Source organism: Gymnodinialimonas phycosphaerae (assembly GCF_019195455.1).
In the GTDB taxonomy this organism is placed as follows: domain Bacteria; phylum Pseudomonadota; class Alphaproteobacteria; order Rhodobacterales; family Rhodobacteraceae; genus Gymnodinialimonas; species Gymnodinialimonas phycosphaerae.
In genome coordinates, this window is sequence record NZ_JAIMBW010000001.1 from 1,959,602 (window position 1) to 1,978,782 (window position 19,181).

Below are 19,181 nucleotides of genomic sequence, written 5' to 3' on the forward strand. Positions count from 1 at the left end.
GCTTTCGCAGCACTGTTGATTGCGTTTCATCAATTTGACGGTGACATCGTCACCAATTCAGCCCGACAATCCCACGGTGCGGTCAAAAATCGGATGGTCGGCACCGCGGTGCATGGCGGCGATGATCAACGTGTCCGGAAGGGCCAGCCGCACGCGGGTCAGCACCCTGTCTGCCGTGTCGGTATCCAGCCCCTCGGTCGGTTCATCCAGAAGCAGAATTTGCGGGTTTTTCAATAAGGTACGGGCCAATGCCAAGCGGCGGGCCTGCCCGCCGGACAACCCGGCGCCCCCTTCGCCAAGCGTTGCCTCAAGGCCGCCACGCGCGCGAATGTCATCGGCCAGCACAACAGTATCGAGCGCGGACCACAGCGCGTCATCGCTGAGTGCACCGCCGAGTGACAAGTTGTCACGCACGGACCCGGCAATCAGCCCGCTGCGCTGCGGCAAAACCGTCAACACGTCGCGCAAAGCGGCCTCGGGCCAAAGGCTGGGACGGGTTCCCATGATTTCGATGCCCTGATCGTCACCAAGACCCGCGATCTGCATCAGCAGGGTTGATTTCCCGGCACCGGACGCGGCCGTCACGACAACGGCCTGACCCGCATGCAGCGTTAACTGGAGGCCCCCCCGGTTCAGCGACAGAAGCGGCCCATCCGTGACGGGGGCGTCCGGGATAGGCAGGGCCTCGCCCGCAATCTCTGGCACAACGCGCCCGGCGGCGCCCACCATGCGCCCAAGGTCCGAGACCCCGCGTCGCAGCGGCAGCACGGCTTCGGCCAGGGCCAGGGCCACGAACAATCCGATGATCGCATTCGCCGCGCCGACCTCGCCGCTGTTGAGCAAGGCCGCGCCGGCCACGAACGCGCCCATCGCCACGACAGCAACAAGGACCGAGACCGCGAACCCCGCGTCGCGCTCGGCCCGGTCAAGGCGGGAAGATGCGGCCCGCGCCTGCGCGTCAAGGCCCTGCAACCGGTCTTCCTTACGCGGCAATTGCGCCGCGAGGATCAACGCATCGCGGTCCCGCATCATGTCGATGACGCCCCGGCGCAGGTGTTGCCCGGCGTCCTCGGCCTCGGACGAGGGTCGAATGCTGCGCCGGGCAAGGATCAGCAGGATGACGGCAGCCGCAGGGACATACCCGGCAAGAATGACGCCCGCGACGGACCATCCCACGAGCCAGCCCAGAGTCAGGAACACCATCAGATGCGTGAGCAGCGCAGCCAGAAGGGGCAACACGAGCCGCAGGATCAAGCCGTCCAGCGCGTCCACGTCCGAGACGATGCGCGTCAGCGCCCCCTCCCCGCGCAGTCGCATCAGATCCCTCGCATCCCCTCTTGCGTAACCGCGCAACAACACGACCCGCAGGGCAGCGAGGGCGCGCAGGGTTGCATCATGGGTCAGAAGCCGCTCGCCATAGCGCGCCGCCGCACGCCCAAGGGCGAGGAACCGCACCCCGGCAGAGGGGCGGAATACATCGAAGGCGATGCCGATCCCGGCGATGCCCGCCAGCCCGGTGGCGGTGATGAACCAGCCCGACAGGCCCAGAAGCGCCGCGCCCATGGCAATCACAAGAATCGACAGCGCCGCCCCCCGCGCCATGGCCCAGGGGTCCGCGGTGACCATCAGGCGGACGATGTGGAGAACGGGTTTCATCGGCCCACCTCCACCTGTTGGTCCATTGCTGCTGCCAGTTGCGGATCATGGGTCGCCACGATGATCGACCGGCCTTGGGCTTGCATCCGGTGCAGCGCCGCAATGATCCGGCCGGCGGTTTCAGGGTCCAGATCCGCCGTCGGTTCATCGGCCAGGATCAGCTCGGCGCCGGAATGGATGGCGCGGGCGAGTAGAAGCCTGCGGGCCTCACCGCCGGACACGCCGCCGCCGGTTTCCCCAAGGCGCGTTTCAAGACCCTCGGGCAGCCGCTTCACGATGTCGTCCGCGTCTGCCAGCCGTAGCGCGGGCCAGGGGTCGGCCCCAGTCTGGCGCGTATCCAACCAGTCGCCAAGCGTTTCATCGGGGAAATGGGGGCGTTGGGGAACCATGGCAATCCGCGCGCGCCACGCGTCGGCCGTCTTTGCCGTCAGCGGGTGATGACACACGTTGATGGCCCCGGAATGCAGCGGCACCAAACCGGCAATCGCCGCAAGGGCGGTGCTTTTGCCGACGCCGCTTGGCCCCGTCAGCGCAAGGGTCTGAGCCTTGCCAATGGCGATATCCGGCAAGTGCACCGGTGCACGACCAAGATCCACAACGACCCCACAGGTCGCAACACCCATCGGCCCGTCCAGCGCCGCGCACGGCAGGCCGTCCCCCACGAAAGCGACCCGATCCGCCCCATCCAGCGCATCCAGTTCGGCCACGACGGCAAGACCTGCCGCACGGTCATGCCAGGCGGCGGAAAGGTCGCGCAGGGGCTGAAAGAACTCGGGCGCGATCAACAGCAGGAACAGACCCTGCCCCAGTGTCAGGCGCCCCCCCCAAGACCCAAAGTCGATCTCCCCCAACAGCGTGAAGCCCACGAAAACGGCGACCATTGCCACGCCCAGGGCCGAGAACAGCTCCAACACCGTGGAAGACAGGAACGCGATCCGCAGGACGGCCATGGTCTTGCTGCGCAGGCTTTCCGCGCGGTCGCTGAAGTCTTCGGCGGCCCGGTCCGCGGCGCCCAGAAGCCGGATATCCAGCATGGCCGACAAGCGATCCATCACCATGTCGTTCATGGTCGCGATCTCATCCATCTGGCGGCGCGCGGCCTCTTCGGCCGCCATGCCGACCAATGCCATGAAGACCGGGATCAAGGGGCCTGCCACAAGTAGCGTCAAGCCGACGACCCACGACTGCGAAAAGGCCAGGACCAGAAAGAAGACCGGCAGAACCGACGCCCGCGTCATCGCGACGTGGTAGCGGGTGATCCAAGGATGCAGCAGCGGCAATTTCTGCACCACCAACGCAGCAATCGAGGCAGAGCCTTCGTCTGAAGGGGATCGCGCTTCGCGCGTGATCAAAACGGCGCGTTCGCGCGCAATCGTCTGATCGGCAGCTTCATGGAGAAGCGCACCAGAGCGGTGTTCGAGCCCCGCGCGCAAAATCGCGCAGAGCACGAAAACGGCAGCGGCAGGCCAAGCCCTCTCCATCGTGGGAAGACCTGCGGCCCATCCCGAAACGGCCCACGCGATGACTGCGGCCTGCACCGGCCAAAGGGCGCCCGCCAGAAGCGACATCCACCCCGCCAAGCGCAGCTGCGGGTAGACCGGCGCAATGATGCGCGCCTTCGCACGGTTGCGGCTGTTGCGTGTTGCGCCCGCCTCTTCATCTACCATGATCGTACTGCTCGTTTCTTCGAGGTATCGGACCCTGAAGCGATCTAGGCGCTGATCGCAACGGGTCTGCACATGGGAAAGACGCCCCTTGAGACACGCGAAAGGGCTGCTGGCGCCTTGATCAGAATGCACCCACGCTGCTGGGCAATCCACCCTTTCGTCGCGAAGTCCTTGAGTTTTCGGGAAACGACCTCGCGCGCGGTCAGCAGGTCGGTGGCGATTTCGGAATGCGTTGCACGGACCTCGTTGGCATGCGCGTGGCTCAACAGCCAATCCGCGATCCGCTGATCCAATCGACGCCCCTTGTTCGTGGAAAGCCTTGCAAAAAAGGCCGGAAGCCGACGAGCATGCCCTGCAAAAAGCGCGTGCCGAAACTCGGGCTGTTCATGGACCATAAGGACCAAGGCCATCGGTGACAGTTCGATCCAGGTGGATGGCACCATGCAAATGGCGCGGACTGAAATCGGCCGCTCGGACAGGATGGCCGCGGTGACCGGCATGCAGTCCTGGCCGCTTCCCGCGCGGCATTCTGCCCAAGGCACCTGCCGGTCCTTGGTTCGAAACTGCACCGACAGCTTACCTGTCTGGACAAAAACGAACGCACGCGGCGGCCCCTGCCACCGAAATGAGGTTGCGCCCGCTGGAGCCGAGCGAATGACGCCCCCCGCATCGATAATCGTTTGCGTCAGAGCATGCTGACGATCACTTGGGCCACCTTGGCTTGTTCGGGCGTTCATCGTGTCCTCCGTCCTCCCGGCTCTTTCGAGCCGGGAGGCGTGTTGCACATCATTCAGCTGGAACGGACTGAAGGTGTGCGCGACCTGCGAAATGCCGGTGGTTCAAAATGATGACCGGCACGATTGTGACAAGCAGGGAAAGGTATGCGGCAACGCTCCAAAGCCCCGGCCCGGACTGAACGCGGTGCGGTCCCTGAAACGCCAAGGACACGCACGAGATCGCGATCAGCAACCCTGCCCCAAGCGACGCAAGGAATTGACGCGCCAACCGTGTATCCGCCAGAAGCAAACGAAAGCTGTGCATGACGATTCTCCAAACTCTATACGGATGTGATGACACAACCGCATGCGGATCGTCGGTGACATCGTCACTAAGCACTTGAGTAGCGAATCTACTGATGGCGCTGCATGATCGCCGCCTCTTGCTGCCCCATGCAGTCAACCCACGGCTGATCCCGACGCGTTCACGCAGCACGCCCTGCAATACGAGGCCCGCCCATGCCCCTTCCCCCGACACTCTGGAGCTTTCGGCGCTGCCCTTACGCGATGCGTGCGCGCGCAGCGATCCTGTCGGCAGGCACGACGGTTGAACTGCGCGAGATCCTGCTTCGCGACAAGCCAGACGCCTTCCTCAAGACCTCGCCATCCGCCACCGTTCCCGCCCTCCGCCTGCATGATCGGGTTCTCGACGAAAGCCTCGACATCATGGTTTGGGCGTTGCAGCAGAATGATCCCCATGGGCTGTTGGAGATGCCCGAAGATGGCTGGCAGTTGATCGCGGCCAATGACGGCCCGTTCAAAACCGCGCTGGATCATACGAAATACGCGTCCCGGCACCCGGAACTGGACCCGGTGGCCGAGCGGGCGCGCGCGTCCCACCATCTGCACCACCTTGAAGCGCGCCTGCGAAACCACGCCGCCTTGCTGGGGGACCGACAGACCCTTGCCGACCTTGCGATCTGGCCTTTCGTCCGCCAATTCGCACACACCGACCGCGCGTGGTTCCTGGCCCAGCCGTGGCCCTTTCTGATCACTTGGTTGCAGGGCTTTACGCAAGGTCCGTTGTTCAAGCGGATCATGGTCAAACACCCGCCTTGGCAGGCCGGGGACTCACCAGTCCTGTTTGGGCCCGCTAGAGACGACTAGTCTTTGCGGACCATGACCCGAAGCAAGTGAAGCTCTGCCCATTGGACCGTTTCCATGAACGCGACATCCGCCGCGTCCCGCCCGGTGGCGATCAACGCCATCTCATGGGGGGCGCCCATCTGTGTGGCATCGACAAGATGCCATTCACCCTCCAGCCAAACCTGCGCCACGGCGTGGAAATCCTGCGGCACGACGTCGGCGCCATAGACGGACGCGTAACGCGCCGGGATCCGGGCTGCCCGCGCAAGGGTACAGAACAAGTGGGTGAAGTCACGGCATACCCCCTGGCGGGTGCAAAAGGTGTCCATCGCTGTGGTCACCCCGGAGGAGCTGCCAGGCACATAGCTCAGATGCTGTGCGATCCAGTCGCGGATCGCGGCAACCTTCGCGCCACCCTCCAGCGCGCCGAATTGCTGCTCTGTGAACTCGGTGAACATATCAGAGGGGCAGTAGCGGGATGGGCGAAGGAACGGCAAGACCTCGGCTGGAAGGGCTTCCAGCAACGGCGAAGCTTTGCCTTCCAGCACGGTCTCGCACCGGGCGATCTGGACGGCGGTATGGTAGCGCAAATCAAGCGTTTCGCCCGGCACGCGCACCCAGACCATGCCGGTCCCTTCGACCCGCGTCACCTCGCCCTGATCGACGACCAGCTCAGATGCCACGACATTCTGGCCGTCGTGTTGGGCCACTTCCACCATCAACAGCGCGGCGTCACCGGTGCTTAGGGTGCTCTTGATCTCTACGGCGATATTCAGGCGCATGGCGGTCCGGATGATGGCCCCTCGCGTGGCGCCATCGGGCGCTACACGGCAACGGAATGGCGGGCGGTGCTATCTTGCAGATACGCATCAAATGCGGCGGCAGCAATGCGAACCAGCGGACGGCCCCGCGACGTCATCGCGACCTTTCCCCCGGACAGGGTCACCAAGCCGTCGGCCTCCATATCACGCAAGGCGTGGGTCGCATCCTGCCACCATCCCTCCGGCGCGCCATGGCGCGCGCCAATGGCAGCCGCATCCACGTGATTGTCGCACATCAACCGCTCGATCACTTCGGCGCGCAGACGATCATCGCCGGTAAACGGCAGGCCCTTTGCAACCGGAAGCTGTCCCGCTTCCACCGCGCGTGCCCAAGCGCCTGTCTCAGCGATGTTCTGGACGTAGCCAGAGGGTGTGCGTCCGATGGATGTGGCACCCATTCCGATCATCGTCTCGGCCTGATCGGTCGTGTAACCTTGGAAGTTCCGGCGCAACGTACCGTTTTGCGCCGCAATCGCGAGGTCATCCTGGGGCAATGCGAAGTGGTCAAGGCCGATGGCGATATAGCCCTCCGCCAGCAATGCGTCGGCCGCCGCCTCGGCCTGCGCGCTACGCTCGGCCGCGTTGGGAAGCGTGTCGTCCGGGATCATGCGCTGGTTCTTGGCCATCCACGGGACGTGCGCATAGCCGAACAGCGCAACCCGATCAGGGCGCATCTCGGCACACAACTTCACGGTTTCAACAAGGCTGTCCACGGTCTGCAAGGGCAGCCCATAGATCAGGTCGAAGTTGATCCCACTCACGCCCCCCCCGCGCAGTTGATCGACGGAGGCGCGGACCATTTCGGGCGGCTGCACCCGGTTGATCGCCTTCTGCACGGCGGGGTCGAACTCTTGCACGCCGAAACTGGCGCGGGTGAAGCCCATGGCCCCGATGCGCGCGGCCATGTCCGCCGTCAGGGTGCGCGGATCACTTTCGATGGCAATCTCGGCGTCGGGGGCGAAATCCCAGCGGGCGCGGACGCCGTCCATCACCCCCTCCAGATCGTCCGAGGAAAGCGCCGTGGGCGTGCCCCCGCCCCAATGCAGATGCGAGACGGTCATGCGATCGGACAAGGCGTCGGCGGTCAGGGCCACCTCTTGCCGCAGGGTCTGGGCATAAGCGCCCACAGGGCCATATTTGGAGGCCAGCTTCATGTTGCAGCCGCAGTACCAGCACATCTGGCGGCAAAACGGGACGTGCAAATAAAGGGAGACCGGCGTCGCAGGGTCCAGCTTCGACAACCACGCGCGATACTGCGCGTCGGTGAACCCCTTCTGGAACTGCGGCGCGGTCGGGTAGCTGGTGTAGCGCGGCGTCGCACGGGAGGCGTATTTTCTGAGGACCGGATCCATCACAGGCCCTCCGCTTTCGTGGCAGCTTGTCGTGTCAGATGTTCCATGGTCTTCCCCTGCGCGCGTTTGTCCCCAACCTACGCACGAGGTGTCAATCTGCCTTGACCCAGATCAAGAAACGCAGCTTAGCCCATCACCTTGAAGTCGCGCACAACGCGGCCCGCGTTGGAGGTGGTGCGCGCCCCATCGCGCATCGACAGCGCACCGTTCACCAGCACGTGGGCAATGCCCGTCGCATAGCGGCGCGGATGCCGGGCGGTCGCGTTCGACGCAATGCTGGCAGGGTCGAACACGCAGATATCGGCGTAATATCCGGGGGTCAGGGTCCCACGCTCTTTCAGGCCAAGGCGCGCGGCGGGGACAGAGGTGATCTTGGCAAGCCCTTCGGCAAGGCTCAGCACATTGCGGTCGCGCACGTAGTGCTGCAAGAACCGCGCCGCCCAACCGTAGCCCGAAAGCGACCCGACATGGTCTGACAATACACCGTCGTTGGCGATCGCCACGGTGTCCGAGATCACCGCGCATTCGGCCTGTTGCAGGCATAGGTCCACATCGTCGTTGCGGAACGACTTGGACGACCACATGACAGACATCAGCGCATCGCCTTCTTCTAGCAGAATATCGAGCACGGCGTCATAGGGATCGACGCCCCGCATCCGCCCGATTTCTTCGAAATTTGCGCCCACGATGTCCTTGTTGATGGTCGCGTTAAGCAGCACGATATCGCGCCACTGGCGCGCCTTTACGATCAGCCACATGGGCTTGGGGTTGGCCTTGATCTTCTCGCGCGCCTCCGGGTCCGCCAGCCGTTTCAGCACATCGTCGATGGTGCCCGCCTGCGCCCATTTGGGCAGGATCGCGGCCATCAGGGTGTGGTTCCAATCGTGGGGGATCACGTCGAACGCGATGTCGCCATCATGGGTGCGGGCGATGTCGATCATCTCCAGCGTGTGTTCCATCGCATGGCCCGGCGCGCCGAACTTGGGCTGGATATGGCTGATTTGCAGCCGCGCACCCGCCTGCCGCGCGGTGGACATGGCTTCCGTGAACCCAAGGTCATATTCGGTGTCACGGTTGCGCACATGGGTGGCGTAGAGGCGGCCATATTTGGCCGCGACCTCCACCATCGGGACCAGATGATCGGGCGCGGCAAGGATGCCGGGAAAGTATTCCAGCCCGCTGGAAAAGCCCCCTGCCCCTTCCTCCATGCATTGATCCACCAACTTGGCCATCTTGGCCACGTCGTCAGGCTCTCCGGCGTGCAACTCTCCGCCCATAACCGCGCGGTGGATGGTGCCGTGGCCGACGAAAGCCACCACGTTCACACCAAGGTCCGTGTCGTCCAGCACATCCAGATATTCGCCGAACCCCAGCCATTTGCGGTGCTTGGCCTTGTCGGTGAACCATGGCGCCACCTGCCTTATCGCCGCGTGCGAACACACCGGCGCGCAGGAGATACCGCATTGGCCGATGACCTCTGTCGTCACGCCCTGATGCACTTGGCTTTCCGCGCGCCCGTCGGCGATCAGCGTGAAATCGGAATGGGTGTGCATGTCGATGAACCCCGGTGAAACGGCCAGGCCCCGGACATCGATGACTTCTGCCGCGTCCTCCACCGGCACCTCGCCCACCTCCACGATGCGCCCATCGCGGATTGCCACATCGGCGATGCGGCCCGGCGCGCCGGTGCCGTCGAAGACCGTTCCACCTTTCAGGACCAGATCAAACATGGGGGTGCCTCCTATCGGACGAGGGTCGGGCCGTAGACCCAATTGGGCAGGAAGAGCGTCAGGTCAGGGATCAGGATCAAGATGATCAGGCCCACGATATAGGCCGCGATGAAGGGCAGAACGGCCACTGAAATCCGCTCTAGCGAGATGCCCGAAATCCGCGACGCAATCGTCAGGTTCGCGCCGAGGGGCGGGGTGAGGAAGCCGATTTCACAGGTAATGACCGTGAAGATGCCGAACAGAACCGGGTCGATGCCAAGAGAGGTGACCAGCGGCAGGAAGACGGCGGTGAACAGGACGATCTGCGCCAGGCTTTCCATGAAGGTGCCGATGAAGATGTAGAACACCGCGATCAGCATCAGGACAAGGAACGGGCTGGTCGTCAGCGCCGTGATGCCCGCCTGGACCGCCGAGGGGACATCGTAGAAGGCGGTCAGCTGACCGAAGGCCAGCGTCGGCGTCAGAAGGATCAGGATGCCGGTCAGCAATGCGGTGAAACGCAATGCTTCCAACAGTTTGCGCAGGTTAAGCTCGCGGTAGATGAACAGGCCCACGAAAAGCGCGTAGAAAACGGCCACGCCTGCGGCCTCCGTCGGGGTGAAAATGCCGCCGTAGATACCGCCAAGGATCAGGACCGGCGCGCCGATGGACCATTTGCCTTCCCAAGCCGCGCTCAGGAACGGGCCCCAGGTGAAGGGGTCACCGCCGCCACCGTAGCCGCGTTTGCGTGCGATCAGGTAGGTGGTGGCCATCAACAGGAACGTGACGAGGAAACCGGGGATGATACCCGCAAGGAACAGCCGCGGGATCGAAGTTTCCGACACGAGACCATAGATGATCATCAAGTTCGACGGTGGGATCAGGCTGCCCAATGCCCCCGCAGATGCGGTAATCGCGGCGGCAAACGGCACGTCATAGCCATCCTTTTTCATCGCCGGAACTGTGGCCGAGCCAATCGCCGCCGTCGTCGCCGGGCCAGAGCCCGACAAGGCGCCGAACAACATGCACGCGAAGACCGTGACCAACCCCATGGACCCTCGGTAGGCGCCGACCAGTTTGGTGGCGATCCCGATCATCCGCTGCGCCATGCCGCCGACCTCCATCAACCTGCCCGCAAGGACGAACAGGGGAATGGTCAGCAGCGGGAACGGCGTCAGGCTGGAATAGCCGGTTTGCGCCAGAAGCGTGTAGGGAATGTCGATCAGGAACAGCGCCAGCGCCGTCGTCAGGCCGACGGAGGCAAACAGCGGCACGCCGATCAACGTGAGGACCACGAAGCACAGCGACAGAAGCAGAAGTTCGTTCATACGTGCTGCTCCGCGTCGCCGTCTTCGGTCAGCATGCCCGGCAAGCCTTCGGCCCCGTCGCGGATCCACAACACGTAGGTTTGCAACAGGCGCGCCAGCATCAGCGCGTAGCCGATGACAAGGATGGACTGAGGGTAGAACTCGTTGATGCCCAAGCTGGGGGAGCGGGACGGAAAGCGCCAAAGCACTTCCAGATACTGCCAACTGACGCGGATCATGATGATGGAAAACGCCGCCCAACAGATGTCTGCGGCGATGATGGTGAATTTGCCCATCGACGTGTGCAGCGACTGCACGGCCACCAGTATGCGGATGTGAAAGCGTTCGCGCACGCATAGCGATGCGCCCATGTAGACCGCCCACACCATCGAGATCGCCGCGACTTCCTCCGTCCAATGGAGCGGGATGTCGAAGACGTAGCGGGCCATGACTTGTGTGAACACGCTACAAGCGATGATCACGAGGGCGATGCAGCACAGCGCCTCTTCGAAATGCCGCTCGAGCCACCTGAGGACGGGCATGGGGCTACCTTTGTCGTGGAAGGAAAGGGTTGGGAGGGCGCGCCTGGCGCCCTCCGGATATACTACTCAGCGGCGGCCTGGATCATCTCGACCAAGGCCACGAACTCTTCGCCACGCTCTTCGGCGACAGCGTTCTGGACTTCCAGGGCTGCGGCCACGAAATCGGTGCGGTCGGGGTCGGTGCGGGTCATGCCGCCCTCTTCCACCAGCCACTGGCGCACTTCCTCGGTCTCGGTCGCGACCTGTGCGCTGAACTCGTTGCCCGCATCAATAGCGGCGCGCATGATCTGCTCACGCTGTTCCTCGCTCAGACGCTCCATGAACGACCCCGACGCAAACAGCGGCGCCATGGAGACGAAGTGTTCCATGATGACGAGGTTCGGCATGAACTCGTAGAAGGACATATCGCGGATGAAGGACGTGCCGTTGTCGCCCCCGTCCACTGTGCCGGTCTGCAACGCGGTGGGGGTCTCGGACCAGGCCAGCGGCACGGGGTTTGCGCCGAAGGCTTCGAACGTGGCCAGCATCACCGCGTTGTTGGGCGTGCGCACGCGCAGGCCTTCCATATCGGCCATCGTGTTGATCGGCCGGACGGAGTTGTAGAAGTCGCGGTAAAGCGCGGGGCCAAAGGACAGAAGCTGAACGCCCGTGTCCTCCAGCAGTTGCGAACGAATGAAGTCACCAACCTCGCCGTCAACGACGCGGGCAAGGTGCTCTTCGTTCTGGAAGATGTAGGGCAGCGCCGTTGCATCCATCAGCGGCCAATGGGGCGAAACGTTGGTGGCGGTGATGAAGAAGCCATCAACCGTGCCAAGTTGCATGGCGCGGAAACCCTCGTCTTCCGTGGCGATCTGGTTGCAGCAGCGCAGGCGCACATCGACGGAGCCGCCTGTGTATTCCTCGGCAAGCCGCTCGAAAATCGCGCCGAAACGGCCATAAAGCGAATCCTCGGGCGCGCCGAAGCCCACGTTCATCGTGACTTCCTGGGCCACGGCCGCGGGGACCGTCATCGTCAAGGCCACAAGGGTGGCCGCGAGTGTTTTAGTGATTTGTCCCATAGATATTCTCCGTGTTGGTGATTGGTTTTCTTTCAGCTTTGCACAGGAACGGGACCGCGTATAATATCATTAATGGCAATATTGATACCTTGAAGGCATCATGCGATCAGACCTGCGGCAGATCAGATACTTCGTGGCCACGGCGGAAGAGCTGCACTTTCGCCGCGCCGCCGAGCGTTTGGGCATTGCCCAACCCGCCCTGAGCCGCGCCATTCAGGCCTTGGAGGCAGAGTTGGACGTCGCACTTTTCGTGCGCACCAACCGCTCGGTCCAGATCACCACGGCGGGTCGCGTGTTCCTTGAAGGCGCGCGCGAAGTCCTCGCGCTGACCGAGCGCGTGGTGGACCAGACCCGCACGGCCCACGACGGGCGGGTCGGCGAATTGCGTATCGGCTACACCGACTTCGCCATCGCGGGGGCGCTCCCCGGCCTGCTGAAAGGCTTTCAGGAACGTCACCCCCGCGTGACCCTGAAGCCGCAGCACGGCGTAACGCTGGCGCAGATCGGGCGGATGGTGGAGGGCAAGCTGGACGTGGGCTTCGTCACCGGGCCGATCAATCGCGACGGCTTTGACCAATGCGTTGTCCAGTCCGAGGCCTTCGAATGCGTGGTCGCCGACAGCCATCCTTTCGCCAAACGCGCGGGTATTCAGATCGCCGAGCTGGCGAGCGAGGATTTCGTCCACGGAAGCTCCAAGGATTGGCAGCATTTCTACGACTACCTGCTGCCGCTTTGCCGCCGCGCGGGATTTGCGCCCCGGATCGTGCAAGAAGCCTTCAACACGGCCGGAATCCTGGGCCTTGTGTCCTGCGGAATGGGGGTGACTGTACTGACCGAGCGGGTCTGCGCGGCGTTGGGGCCGGGGTTGATCACGGTGCCCCTGCTGGACGTGGACGAACGGCTGGTGACCTCCGCCATCTGGCGCAAGGATCACCTGGCAGGCCCTGCCCGCCATTTCGTCGACTACCTGCGCACGCTGCCGCCTGCCCCGTAGACAATGCCCTTGTCTTCGCCGGGAACTCGGGTACCCCTAGGGGGAATCGTTTGGGGGCGCAGATGTCGGATATCACTGTTTTCAAAGCAAAAACAATCCTCACCATGGACCCGAACCGCCCCAAGGCCACCCATGTCGCGGTGCAAGACGGCCGCATTCTGGCAGTGGGCGGGCCGGATTGCGCGGACGCCTGGGGGCCGGTGCGCCACGACGATACCCTGGCCGACACAGTGCTGATGCCCGGCCTTGTGGAGGGCCACGCCCATATGATGGCCGGGGCGATCTGGGACTATACCTACGCCGGATATCACGACCGCATCGACCCTGATGGCACGCTGTGGAAGGGGCTGGCCAGCACCGAGGCCGTCGTCGCCCGCTTCGCGCAAGCAGAAGCCAAATTGTCCGCCGATGCGCCCCTTGTCGGCTGGGGCTTCGACCCCATTTTCCTGCCGGGTGAACGTCTGTCCCGCGCCCATCTGGACCGCGTCAGCCCCGACCGCCCCATCGCGATCATCTTCTCCAACTTCCACCTGATGTGTGTGAACTCCGCCGCGCTTGCCCTCGTCGGCTACGACGCCGGCACCAACGTGGAAGGCGTGGTGAAAGGCCCCGACGGCGCACCCACCGGGGAGTTGCAGGAAATGGCCGCGATGTTCCCGATCATGCGGCGGCTTGGCATCGATTTCCGCAACTTGTCCCAGCGCGACAGCTCGATCCGGTCCTACGCCAAGGTGGCGACCCGTGCGGGCGTCACGACGGTGACGGACCTGTTTTCGGAATTGCAGGACGAGGACCTGGCCCTGATGCAAGCGATCACCGGGGAAGCGGACTACCCCCTGCGTATCGTGCCTGCCTTGGGCGCCGTGGGCGGCACCCCATCGGAAATCGCCGACCGCGCCTTGCGCTTGCGCGAAAAATCCACCGACAAGCTGCGCCTTGGGGCAGTGAAGTTGATGACCGACGGCTCCATCCAAGGCTGGACCGCACGGGTGAAATGGCCCGGCTATGTGGGCGGAAAACCCAACGGAATCTGGAACCTCGCCCCCGATCAGATCCGCGAGTTGTGCGTTGAAATGCATGCCCGAGGCGTCCAGATGCATATTCATGTCAACGGGGATGAAGCCTCGGAGGTGGTGATTGACGCGCTGGACGCCGCGATGCGCGCCGCCCCTTGGCCGGGCGCGCGCCACGTGCTGCAACATGGGCAACTGATGGGCGCCGACCAGTTCCGTCGCTGCGCGGAGATGGGCCTTTGTGTGAACCTCTTTGCCAACCATCTGTGGTATTTCGGCGATCAGCACGTCGCCCTGACCGTGGGCCGCGACCGTGCGGACCGGATGGACGGCGTGCGCGCGGCGCTTGATGCCGGGGTTCCCACTGCCATTCACTCCGACGCGCCGGTCACGCCGATGGGGCCGCTGTTCACCGCATGGTGTGCCGTGAACCGGCGCACCATGTCGGGCGAGATCCTGGGAGAGGCGCAACAGATCACCGTCGACGAGGCCCTGCGCGCGATCACTCTTGGGGCGGCGTATACCTTGCGGTTGGACGATGAGATCGGCTCGATCGAAACCGGCAAGCGCGCCGATTTCGCCATTCTGGGCGCGGACCCACAGGCCGTGGCCCCCGCGGACCTGAAGGACGTGCCCGTCCTTGGCACGGTTTTCGCCGGACGGGTACATCTGCTGTGACCCCTCTGCCCCTCACCGTCGTGGCGGGCTATCTGGGCGCCGGGAAAACCACCTTCATCAACCGTTTGCTGGCCGGCGAGCACGGGCTGCGCCTGATGGTCCTTGTCAATGACTTCGGGGCAATCAACATCGACGCGGGGCTTATTGCCTCGGCGGACGGCGACACGATCGCGCTGACCAACGGGTGCGTGTGCTGCACCATGGGGGCGGATCTTTTCATGGCACTGGGCGACGCGCTCGATCGGCGCCCCCGCCCGGATCACCTGATCGTCGAAGCCAGCGGGGTGGCGGACCCGACCCGTATCGCCAACGCGGCGCTGGCCGAGCCGGACCTGTCCTACGCGGGCATTCTGACGGTCGTGGACGGGGCGCAAATCGCGGCACTCTGCGAGGACCCGATGATCGGCACACAGGTCCGCGACCAGATCAGCTGCGCGGACATGGTCGTCGTCAGCAAGGTGGCCGAGGTATCCCCGGCCCTGGGAAACGTGCTCTCGGGCCTGACATCGGCGTCAGTGGTTCTTGGCTCTGAAACGCTTGATCTTGCATCTCTTCTACTCGAGTCCCCCGACGCTGCGCATCCGCAGATCTCTACGCCTCACCCGGCCTATCAGGGGTGGACCTACAGCGGAGACAGGGCGTTGAGCCGCGACAGCCTTGAAAGCGCCGTGGCTGGTCGCCCGCCGTCCCTGTATCGCCTGAAGGGGTTTGTTGCGGCCCCGGACGGCACCGCGTGGGAGGTCCACGCCGTGGGGCACCACGTGTCTGTCACGCCCCATGGGCCCGTCGCCCAGACCCAACTTGTCGCCATCGGCCTCGCGTCGCGCGTGGATCTGGCAGAGGTCGACGCCTGGTGGGCAGCGGCCCGCGCCTAATCGTCGGCCCAGGGCCCGTGCTGGTCCTTGTCGCCCGTATCCATGCGCACGAACCCATGCAGGCCAAAGTAGTCCCGTTGCCCCTGGATCATGTTCGCCGTCCCACGTGCCTGTCGCATCGTGTCGAAATACGCCAATGCCGCCGCCATCGCAGGCACGGGCAGGCCCGCGCTAGTGGCCGCGATCACCGTTTGCCGCAGGGCACCGATGGTTTCGGACAGGATGTCCGAGAAGTAGGGCGCGGCCATCAGGGTCGTGTCTGGTGCGGCCTCGAAGGCCTCGGCCATGTCGTCCAGCATGGCAGACCGGATGATGCAGCCCGCACGCCAATTGCGGGCGATGACCTCGGGTTTGAGGGACCAGTCAAACGCCCGTGCGGCGGCGCGGAGCATGTCGAAGCCCTGCGCGTAGCACAGGATCTTGCCGCAGGTCAGCGCTGCCTCAAGTATATCAATTGGTATATCAATTCTATCCACGCCCCCGAAGGTCGCGGCCAGATCGGCCCGCAAACCGCGTTGTGCGGACATGTTTCGGGCGGCGACGGCGGCCTCGATCACCGGGATCGGGGTGCCAAGGTGCTGCGCCTCGATCGCGGTCCAGCGCCCGGTGCCCTTCTGCCCCGCCGCATCGACGATCACGTCCAGAAGCGGGCCGTCTGTGGCCGTATCATGGGCTAGGGCAACCTTGGCTGACGTCTCGATCAGGAACGAGCTGAGGCGCCCGTTGTTCCAACCCTCGAACACCTCGCCCACCTGCGGGGCCTCCATCGCCAAGCCGTCGCGCATCAGGCCATAGACCTCGGCGATCAACTGCATGTCGGCGTATTCGATCCCGTTGTGGACAGCCTTCACGAAATGGCCTGCGCCGTTTTCGCCCATCAGGTTGGCGCAAGGCGTGCCCTCGAAACTGGCGGCGATGGCGGTCAGGATCGGCGCGACCCGCGCCCAAAGATCCGGGTCGCCACCGCCCATGATCGCGGGGCCATGGCGGGCACCGTCTTCCCCGCCTGAAACGCCGATGCCAAGGAACGGACGCTCCAGCACTTCCATCCGGCGCATCGTGTCGCGGAAGTTCGCGTTGCCCGCATCGATCACCATGTCATCGGGCCCAAGATAAGGGTCGAGCGCCTCAATCTGATCGTCCACGGGCTGTCCTGCGGGCACCATCAGGATAATCGCGCGGGGGCCTTTGAGGGCAGCGGCCAAATCCTCCAGCGTGTCTGTCGCGATCACATTGGCCGCCAAGTCGCCTGCCTCTTCCACAAACGCGTGGGTCTTCTCGGTCGTGCGGTTCCACACGGCGACCGTGAAGCCCTTCTCTGCGATGTTGAGCGCAAGCGCCGAGCCCATCGTCCCCAGCCCGATCAATCCGATATCTGCCCGTGCCATAGCCATTCTCCCTGTTCGCCCCCATCAAGGCATGGTCGCGCGCAAATGCAAGTCGCGGGTGCTGAAACGAAAAACGCGCCCTTCATAGGGGCGCGTCTTCGAAGCTGGCAGCTTTTTTATCTTGGTGATCAGGCGGCTTCGGCCTGATTGCGGCGTTCACTTTCTTCGCGGCTGAGGGCCACAGAGGTGCGAACCCCGTTTGCCACGAAGGCCATCAGGCCGTTCACGACGCGTTCGTTCGGGTCAATGCCAGCGCAAGAGAGGACTTCACGTCCGTCCCGCGACCGCGCCCATCGAGCGATTTGCTCTGGACCATTCCCGTATTTCTTGTCATCGGCGATCGCATCATCCAACGCTGCCAAGACGACGGCGGCGAAAAGTTTCCGCGCCCGTGTGCCCTGTTCAAAGTTGAAGGCGGTTCCGTCAACGAAATCCCGCATTTCGCTTCCTTTTATTGCTCTTGCATTTTCGGCGTGCCGCTCGTTATGCCCAGATTCTGTGCAGCGTAGGGATGCAAATATCACAAAGGTGGTATTCGCAGAGCGCATAGCTCGCCCTTTCGGTGTACAGTTTCCAGTGTATGGACACCCTTCCAGAGCCCAGATATAGGTTGCGTCAACTTTTTCTCAAGGTTTTGCCAAGGTTTTGCCACATGCCGAAAATTAACGGAAACGAGATCAGACCGGGCAACGTCCTCGAACACAATGGCGGACTATGGGCCGCCGTTAAGGTTGATCATGTGAAACCCGGCAAGGGCGGCGCCTTTGCTCAGGTCGAGATGAAGAACCTTCGTAACGGCTCAAAGCTTAACGAACGGTTTAGATCCGCCGACAAAGTCGAGCGCGTTCGCCTTGAGCAGAAAGATCAGCAATTCCTGTATGAATCCGACGGAATGTTGGTGTTCATGGATGCGGAAACCTATGAACAAATCGAGCTTCCGGCAGATTTGCTGGGGGAGCGGCGCCCGTTCCTGCAAGACGGCATGACCATCGTCGTGGAGTTCCACGAGGAAGAAGCGCTCAACGCCAGCCTGCCCCAGAAGGTGGTCTGCAAGGTCGTGGAGACCGAGCCCGTGGTTAAGGGACAGACGGCGGCGAACTCGTTCAAGCCCGCGATCCTCGACAATGGTGTCAAAGTTATGGTGCCGCCCTTCGTGGGCCAGGACGAAGACATCGTCGTCAATACGGAAACAATGGATTACTCCGAACGCGCCTGAAGCTCGGGCTTGGCGCGCGATTTTCGCGCTTCCCCCAGTTGGATCCCCCTAGCGCCGCCCGGACCAGGGCCCGGAAGGTGTTCTTCGCGTGCCTGCGCGGGGCACACGGCCAAGATCGGCCAAGGGGCGTTCGACGCCCTTAGGGCTGCGGACCCGGCGGACTGCCGGGATGGGCGAGCGGTGGCGCCTGGAGACCCTGTATTCGACCTCTGGGTGGGGCTGCTTGCCGCCGAACGCCGCCCAATAGCCTCGGGCCCCGCGCCGCATCCACAACGGCCAGGCCAGCACCACGCCCGCAAGAAAGCCCCCCGCATGGGCCCAATAGGCCACGCCGCCCCCAACCAGATCCATCGACAGGCCGCTGACCAATTGCAGGCCGAACCACAGGCCCAACATCAGCCAGGCGGGGATCGTGAAGATCCTGACAAAGACCACCAGAATGACCAGCACGTCGAGCCGGGCGCGCGGAAACATCAACAGGTAGCCGCCCATGACGCCCGCGATTGCGCCGGACGCGCCGACCATCGGAAGCGTGGAGGATGGGTCCGCCAGGATCTGCCCCCCGGCCGCCGCCACCCCGCTGGCGAGATAGAAAAACGCGAACCCAAGGTGGCCCATCAAATCTTCCAGATTGTCGCCAAAAATCCACAGGAACACCATGTTGCCGATCAGATGCATCCAGCCGCCATGCAGGAACATCGACGTCAGCACCGTATGGGCGCCACCGCCAGAGAGGACCGATTGCGGCACCAGCCCCCATTCGGTGTAGAAGGCCAGAAACTGCGCCTCGTTCCCGGCCATCGATGGGAAATAGAGCAAGAAGACCACAACATTGATCGCGATGAGGGCCCAGGTGACGAAGGGCGTCCTCTCGGACGGGTTGTGATCTCGGATCGGAAACATGGCGCTTAGGTTGGGCCTCCGTAGGGGAAGGTCAAGCGAAAGCCGTGCGCGGGGGGTAATGATGGGGTGCGACGCACAGCGCGCAACCCTTACGCATTGCGCACCTTCTGGCGGCGTCAAGACAGGTGCTTCCGGGATCA

At 63.7% G+C, this 19,181-nt stretch carries 18 protein-coding genes; 5 read left to right on the forward strand and 13 right to left on the reverse strand.

The annotated features are described in order from the left end of the window. Positions 1–57: 57 nt before the first annotated feature. The 4 genes from KUL25_RS09675 to KUL25_RS09690 are packed head-to-tail and all read right to left on the reverse strand — an operon-like array spanning position 58 to position 4,364. Positions 58–1,656: an amino acid ABC transporter ATP-binding/permease protein gene (locus KUL25_RS09675; protein WP_257892755.1), complete on the reverse strand. Its 1,599-nt coding sequence runs from the start codon at positions 1,654–1,656 to the stop codon at positions 58–60. Beyond that, positions 1,653–3,323 (reverse strand): ABC transporter ATP-binding protein/permease, encoded by a 1,671-nt coding sequence (locus KUL25_RS09680; protein ID WP_257892756.1) that lies wholly within the window; start codon positions 3,321–3,323, stop codon positions 1,653–1,655. The genes KUL25_RS09675 and KUL25_RS09680 overlap by 4 nt, the downstream gene beginning before the upstream one ends. Before the next feature lie 44 nt (positions 3,324–3,367). Then, entirely contained in the window at positions 3,368–4,060 is a 693-nt protein-coding gene (locus tag KUL25_RS09685; protein ID WP_257892757.1) for a Crp/Fnr family transcriptional regulator, read from the reverse strand. A 49-nt stretch (positions 4,061–4,109) separates the two neighbouring features. Next, a complete protein-coding gene (locus KUL25_RS09690) occupies positions 4,110–4,364 on the reverse strand; it encodes a hypothetical protein (RefSeq protein ID WP_257892758.1) in 255 nt (84 codons plus the stop codon). Between the two features lie 194 nt (positions 4,365–4,558). On the opposite strand from KUL25_RS09690, the gene KUL25_RS09695 reads away from it, so the two are divergent. Continuing rightward, the gene (locus tag KUL25_RS09695) at positions 4,559–5,206 is read left to right on the forward strand and encodes a glutathione S-transferase (protein ID WP_257892759.1); all 648 of its coding nucleotides are present in this window, start codon (positions 4,559–4,561) and stop codon (positions 5,204–5,206) included. Here KUL25_RS09695 and KUL25_RS09700 read toward each other — a convergent pair. The 6 genes from KUL25_RS09700 to KUL25_RS09725 all read right to left on the reverse strand — a co-directional run bounded on the left by KUL25_RS09700 (position 5,203) and on the right by KUL25_RS09725 (position 11,974). After that, a complete protein-coding gene (locus KUL25_RS09700; RefSeq protein ID WP_257892760.1) occupies positions 5,203–5,967 on the reverse strand; it encodes a transglutaminase-like domain-containing protein in 765 nt (254 codons plus the stop codon). The genes KUL25_RS09695 and KUL25_RS09700 overlap by 4 nt on opposite strands. A 41-nt stretch (positions 5,968–6,008) precedes the next feature. Beyond that, the gene (gene hemN, locus KUL25_RS09705; protein ID WP_257892761.1) at positions 6,009–7,358 is read right to left on the reverse strand and encodes an oxygen-independent coproporphyrinogen III oxidase; all 1,350 of its coding nucleotides are present in this window, start codon (positions 7,356–7,358) and stop codon (positions 6,009–6,011) included. A gap of 125 nt (positions 7,359–7,483) precedes the next feature. Next, complete coding sequence (locus KUL25_RS09710) at positions 7,484–9,088, reverse strand: N-acyl-D-amino-acid deacylase family protein (RefSeq protein WP_257892762.1); 1,605 nt, start codon at positions 9,086–9,088, stop codon at positions 7,484–7,486. 11 nt (positions 9,089–9,099) lie between these two features. Further along, positions 9,100–10,395, reverse strand: coding sequence for a TRAP transporter large permease (locus KUL25_RS09715; RefSeq protein WP_068354251.1), 1,296 nt, complete (start codon positions 10,393–10,395; stop codon positions 9,100–9,102). Continuing rightward, positions 10,392–10,916 (reverse strand): TRAP transporter small permease, encoded by a 525-nt coding sequence (locus KUL25_RS09720; RefSeq protein WP_257892763.1) that lies wholly within the window; start codon positions 10,914–10,916, stop codon positions 10,392–10,394. The genes KUL25_RS09715 and KUL25_RS09720 overlap by 4 nt, the downstream gene beginning before the upstream one ends. A 62-nt stretch (positions 10,917–10,978) precedes the next feature. After that, a complete protein-coding gene (locus tag KUL25_RS09725; protein ID WP_257892764.1) occupies positions 10,979–11,974 on the reverse strand; it encodes a TRAP transporter substrate-binding protein in 996 nt (331 codons plus the stop codon). A 100-nt stretch (positions 11,975–12,074) separates the two neighbouring features. On the opposite strand from KUL25_RS09725, the gene KUL25_RS09730 reads away from it, so the two are divergent. The 3 genes from KUL25_RS09730 to KUL25_RS09740 all read left to right on the forward strand — a co-directional run bounded on the left by KUL25_RS09730 (position 12,075) and on the right by KUL25_RS09740 (position 15,534). Beyond that, positions 12,075–12,968, forward strand: a complete 894-nt coding sequence (locus KUL25_RS09730; RefSeq protein WP_257892765.1) for a LysR family transcriptional regulator — start codon at positions 12,075–12,077, stop codon at positions 12,966–12,968. Between the two features lie 62 nt (positions 12,969–13,030). Beyond that, positions 13,031–14,659, forward strand: coding sequence for an amidohydrolase (locus KUL25_RS09735; RefSeq protein ID WP_257892766.1), 1,629 nt, complete (start codon positions 13,031–13,033; stop codon positions 14,657–14,659). After that, positions 14,656–15,534 (forward strand): CobW family GTP-binding protein, encoded by an 879-nt coding sequence (locus KUL25_RS09740; protein WP_257892767.1) that lies wholly within the window; start codon positions 14,656–14,658, stop codon positions 15,532–15,534. The genes KUL25_RS09735 and KUL25_RS09740 overlap by 4 nt, the downstream gene beginning before the upstream one ends. Here the strand turns inward: KUL25_RS09740 and gndA are convergent. Together gndA and KUL25_RS09750 are read right to left on the reverse strand one after the other, a co-directional pair. Beyond that, positions 15,531–16,922: an NADP-dependent phosphogluconate dehydrogenase gene (gene gndA / locus KUL25_RS09745; RefSeq protein WP_257892768.1), complete on the reverse strand. Its 1,392-nt coding sequence runs from the start codon at positions 16,920–16,922 to the stop codon at positions 15,531–15,533. The two genes, KUL25_RS09740 and gndA, sit on opposite strands and share 4 nt — an antisense overlap. Before the next feature lie 128 nt (positions 16,923–17,050). Then, positions 17,051–17,362: a DUF6280 family protein gene (locus tag KUL25_RS09750; RefSeq protein ID WP_068354230.1), complete on the reverse strand. Its 312-nt coding sequence runs from the start codon at positions 17,360–17,362 to the stop codon at positions 17,051–17,053. Between the two features lie 212 nt (positions 17,363–17,574). Here KUL25_RS09750 and efp point away from each other — a divergent pair, with 212 nt between their 5' ends. Beyond that, a complete protein-coding gene (gene efp / locus KUL25_RS09755) occupies positions 17,575–18,138 on the forward strand; it encodes an elongation factor P (RefSeq protein WP_257892769.1) in 564 nt (187 codons plus the stop codon). Positions 18,139–18,186: 48 nt separating this feature from the next. On the opposite strand, the gene KUL25_RS09760 is transcribed toward efp, so the two are convergent. After that, positions 18,187–19,041: a rhomboid family intramembrane serine protease gene (locus tag KUL25_RS09760; protein WP_257892770.1), complete on the reverse strand. Its 855-nt coding sequence runs from the start codon at positions 19,039–19,041 to the stop codon at positions 18,187–18,189. Positions 19,042–19,181 lie beyond the last annotated feature (140 nt).

Coding starts and splice junctions, on each gene's coding strand:
- KUL25_RS09675 (WP_257892755.1), bottom strand. CDS start 1,656: ATGAAACCCGTTCTCCACATCGTCCGCCTGATGGTCACCGCGGACCCC.
- KUL25_RS09680 (WP_257892756.1), bottom strand. CDS start 3,323: ATGGTAGATGAAGAGGCGGGCGCAACACGCAACAGCCGCAACCGTGCG.
- KUL25_RS09685 (WP_257892757.1), bottom strand. CDS start 4,060: ATGAACGCCCGAACAAGCCAAGGTGGCCCAAGTGATCGTCAGCATGCT.
- KUL25_RS09690 (WP_257892758.1), bottom strand. CDS start 4,364: ATGCACAGCTTTCGTTTGCTTCTGGCGGATACACGGTTGGCGCGTCAA.
- KUL25_RS09695 (WP_257892759.1), top strand. CDS start 4,559: ATGCCCCTTCCCCCGACACTCTGGAGCTTTCGGCGCTGCCCTTACGCG.
- KUL25_RS09700 (WP_257892760.1), bottom strand. CDS start 5,967: ATGCGCCTGAATATCGCCGTAGAGATCAAGAGCACCCTAAGCACCGGT.
- hemN (WP_257892761.1), bottom strand. CDS start 7,358: ATGGATCCGGTCCTCAGAAAATACGCCTCCCGTGCGACGCCGCGCTAC.
- KUL25_RS09710 (WP_257892762.1), bottom strand. CDS start 9,088: ATGTTTGATCTGGTCCTGAAAGGTGGAACGGTCTTCGACGGCACCGGC.
- KUL25_RS09715 (WP_068354251.1), bottom strand. CDS start 10,395: ATGAACGAACTTCTGCTTCTGTCGCTGTGCTTCGTGGTCCTCACGTTG.
- KUL25_RS09720 (WP_257892763.1), bottom strand. CDS start 10,916: ATGCCCGTCCTCAGGTGGCTCGAGCGGCATTTCGAAGAGGCGCTGTGC.
- KUL25_RS09725 (WP_257892764.1), bottom strand. CDS start 11,974: ATGGGACAAATCACTAAAACACTCGCGGCCACCCTTGTGGCCTTGACG.
- KUL25_RS09730 (WP_257892765.1), top strand. CDS start 12,075: ATGCGATCAGACCTGCGGCAGATCAGATACTTCGTGGCCACGGCGGAA.
- KUL25_RS09735 (WP_257892766.1), top strand. CDS start 13,031: ATGTCGGATATCACTGTTTTCAAAGCAAAAACAATCCTCACCATGGAC.
- gndA (WP_257892768.1), bottom strand. CDS start 16,922: ATGGCACGGGCAGATATCGGATTGATCGGGCTGGGGACGATGGGCTCG.
- KUL25_RS09750 (WP_068354230.1), bottom strand. CDS start 17,362: ATGCGGGATTTCGTTGACGGAACCGCCTTCAACTTTGAACAGGGCACA.
- efp (WP_257892769.1), top strand. CDS start 17,575: ATGCCGAAAATTAACGGAAACGAGATCAGACCGGGCAACGTCCTCGAA.
- KUL25_RS09760 (WP_257892770.1), bottom strand. CDS start 19,041: ATGTTTCCGATCCGAGATCACAACCCGTCCGAGAGGACGCCCTTCGTC.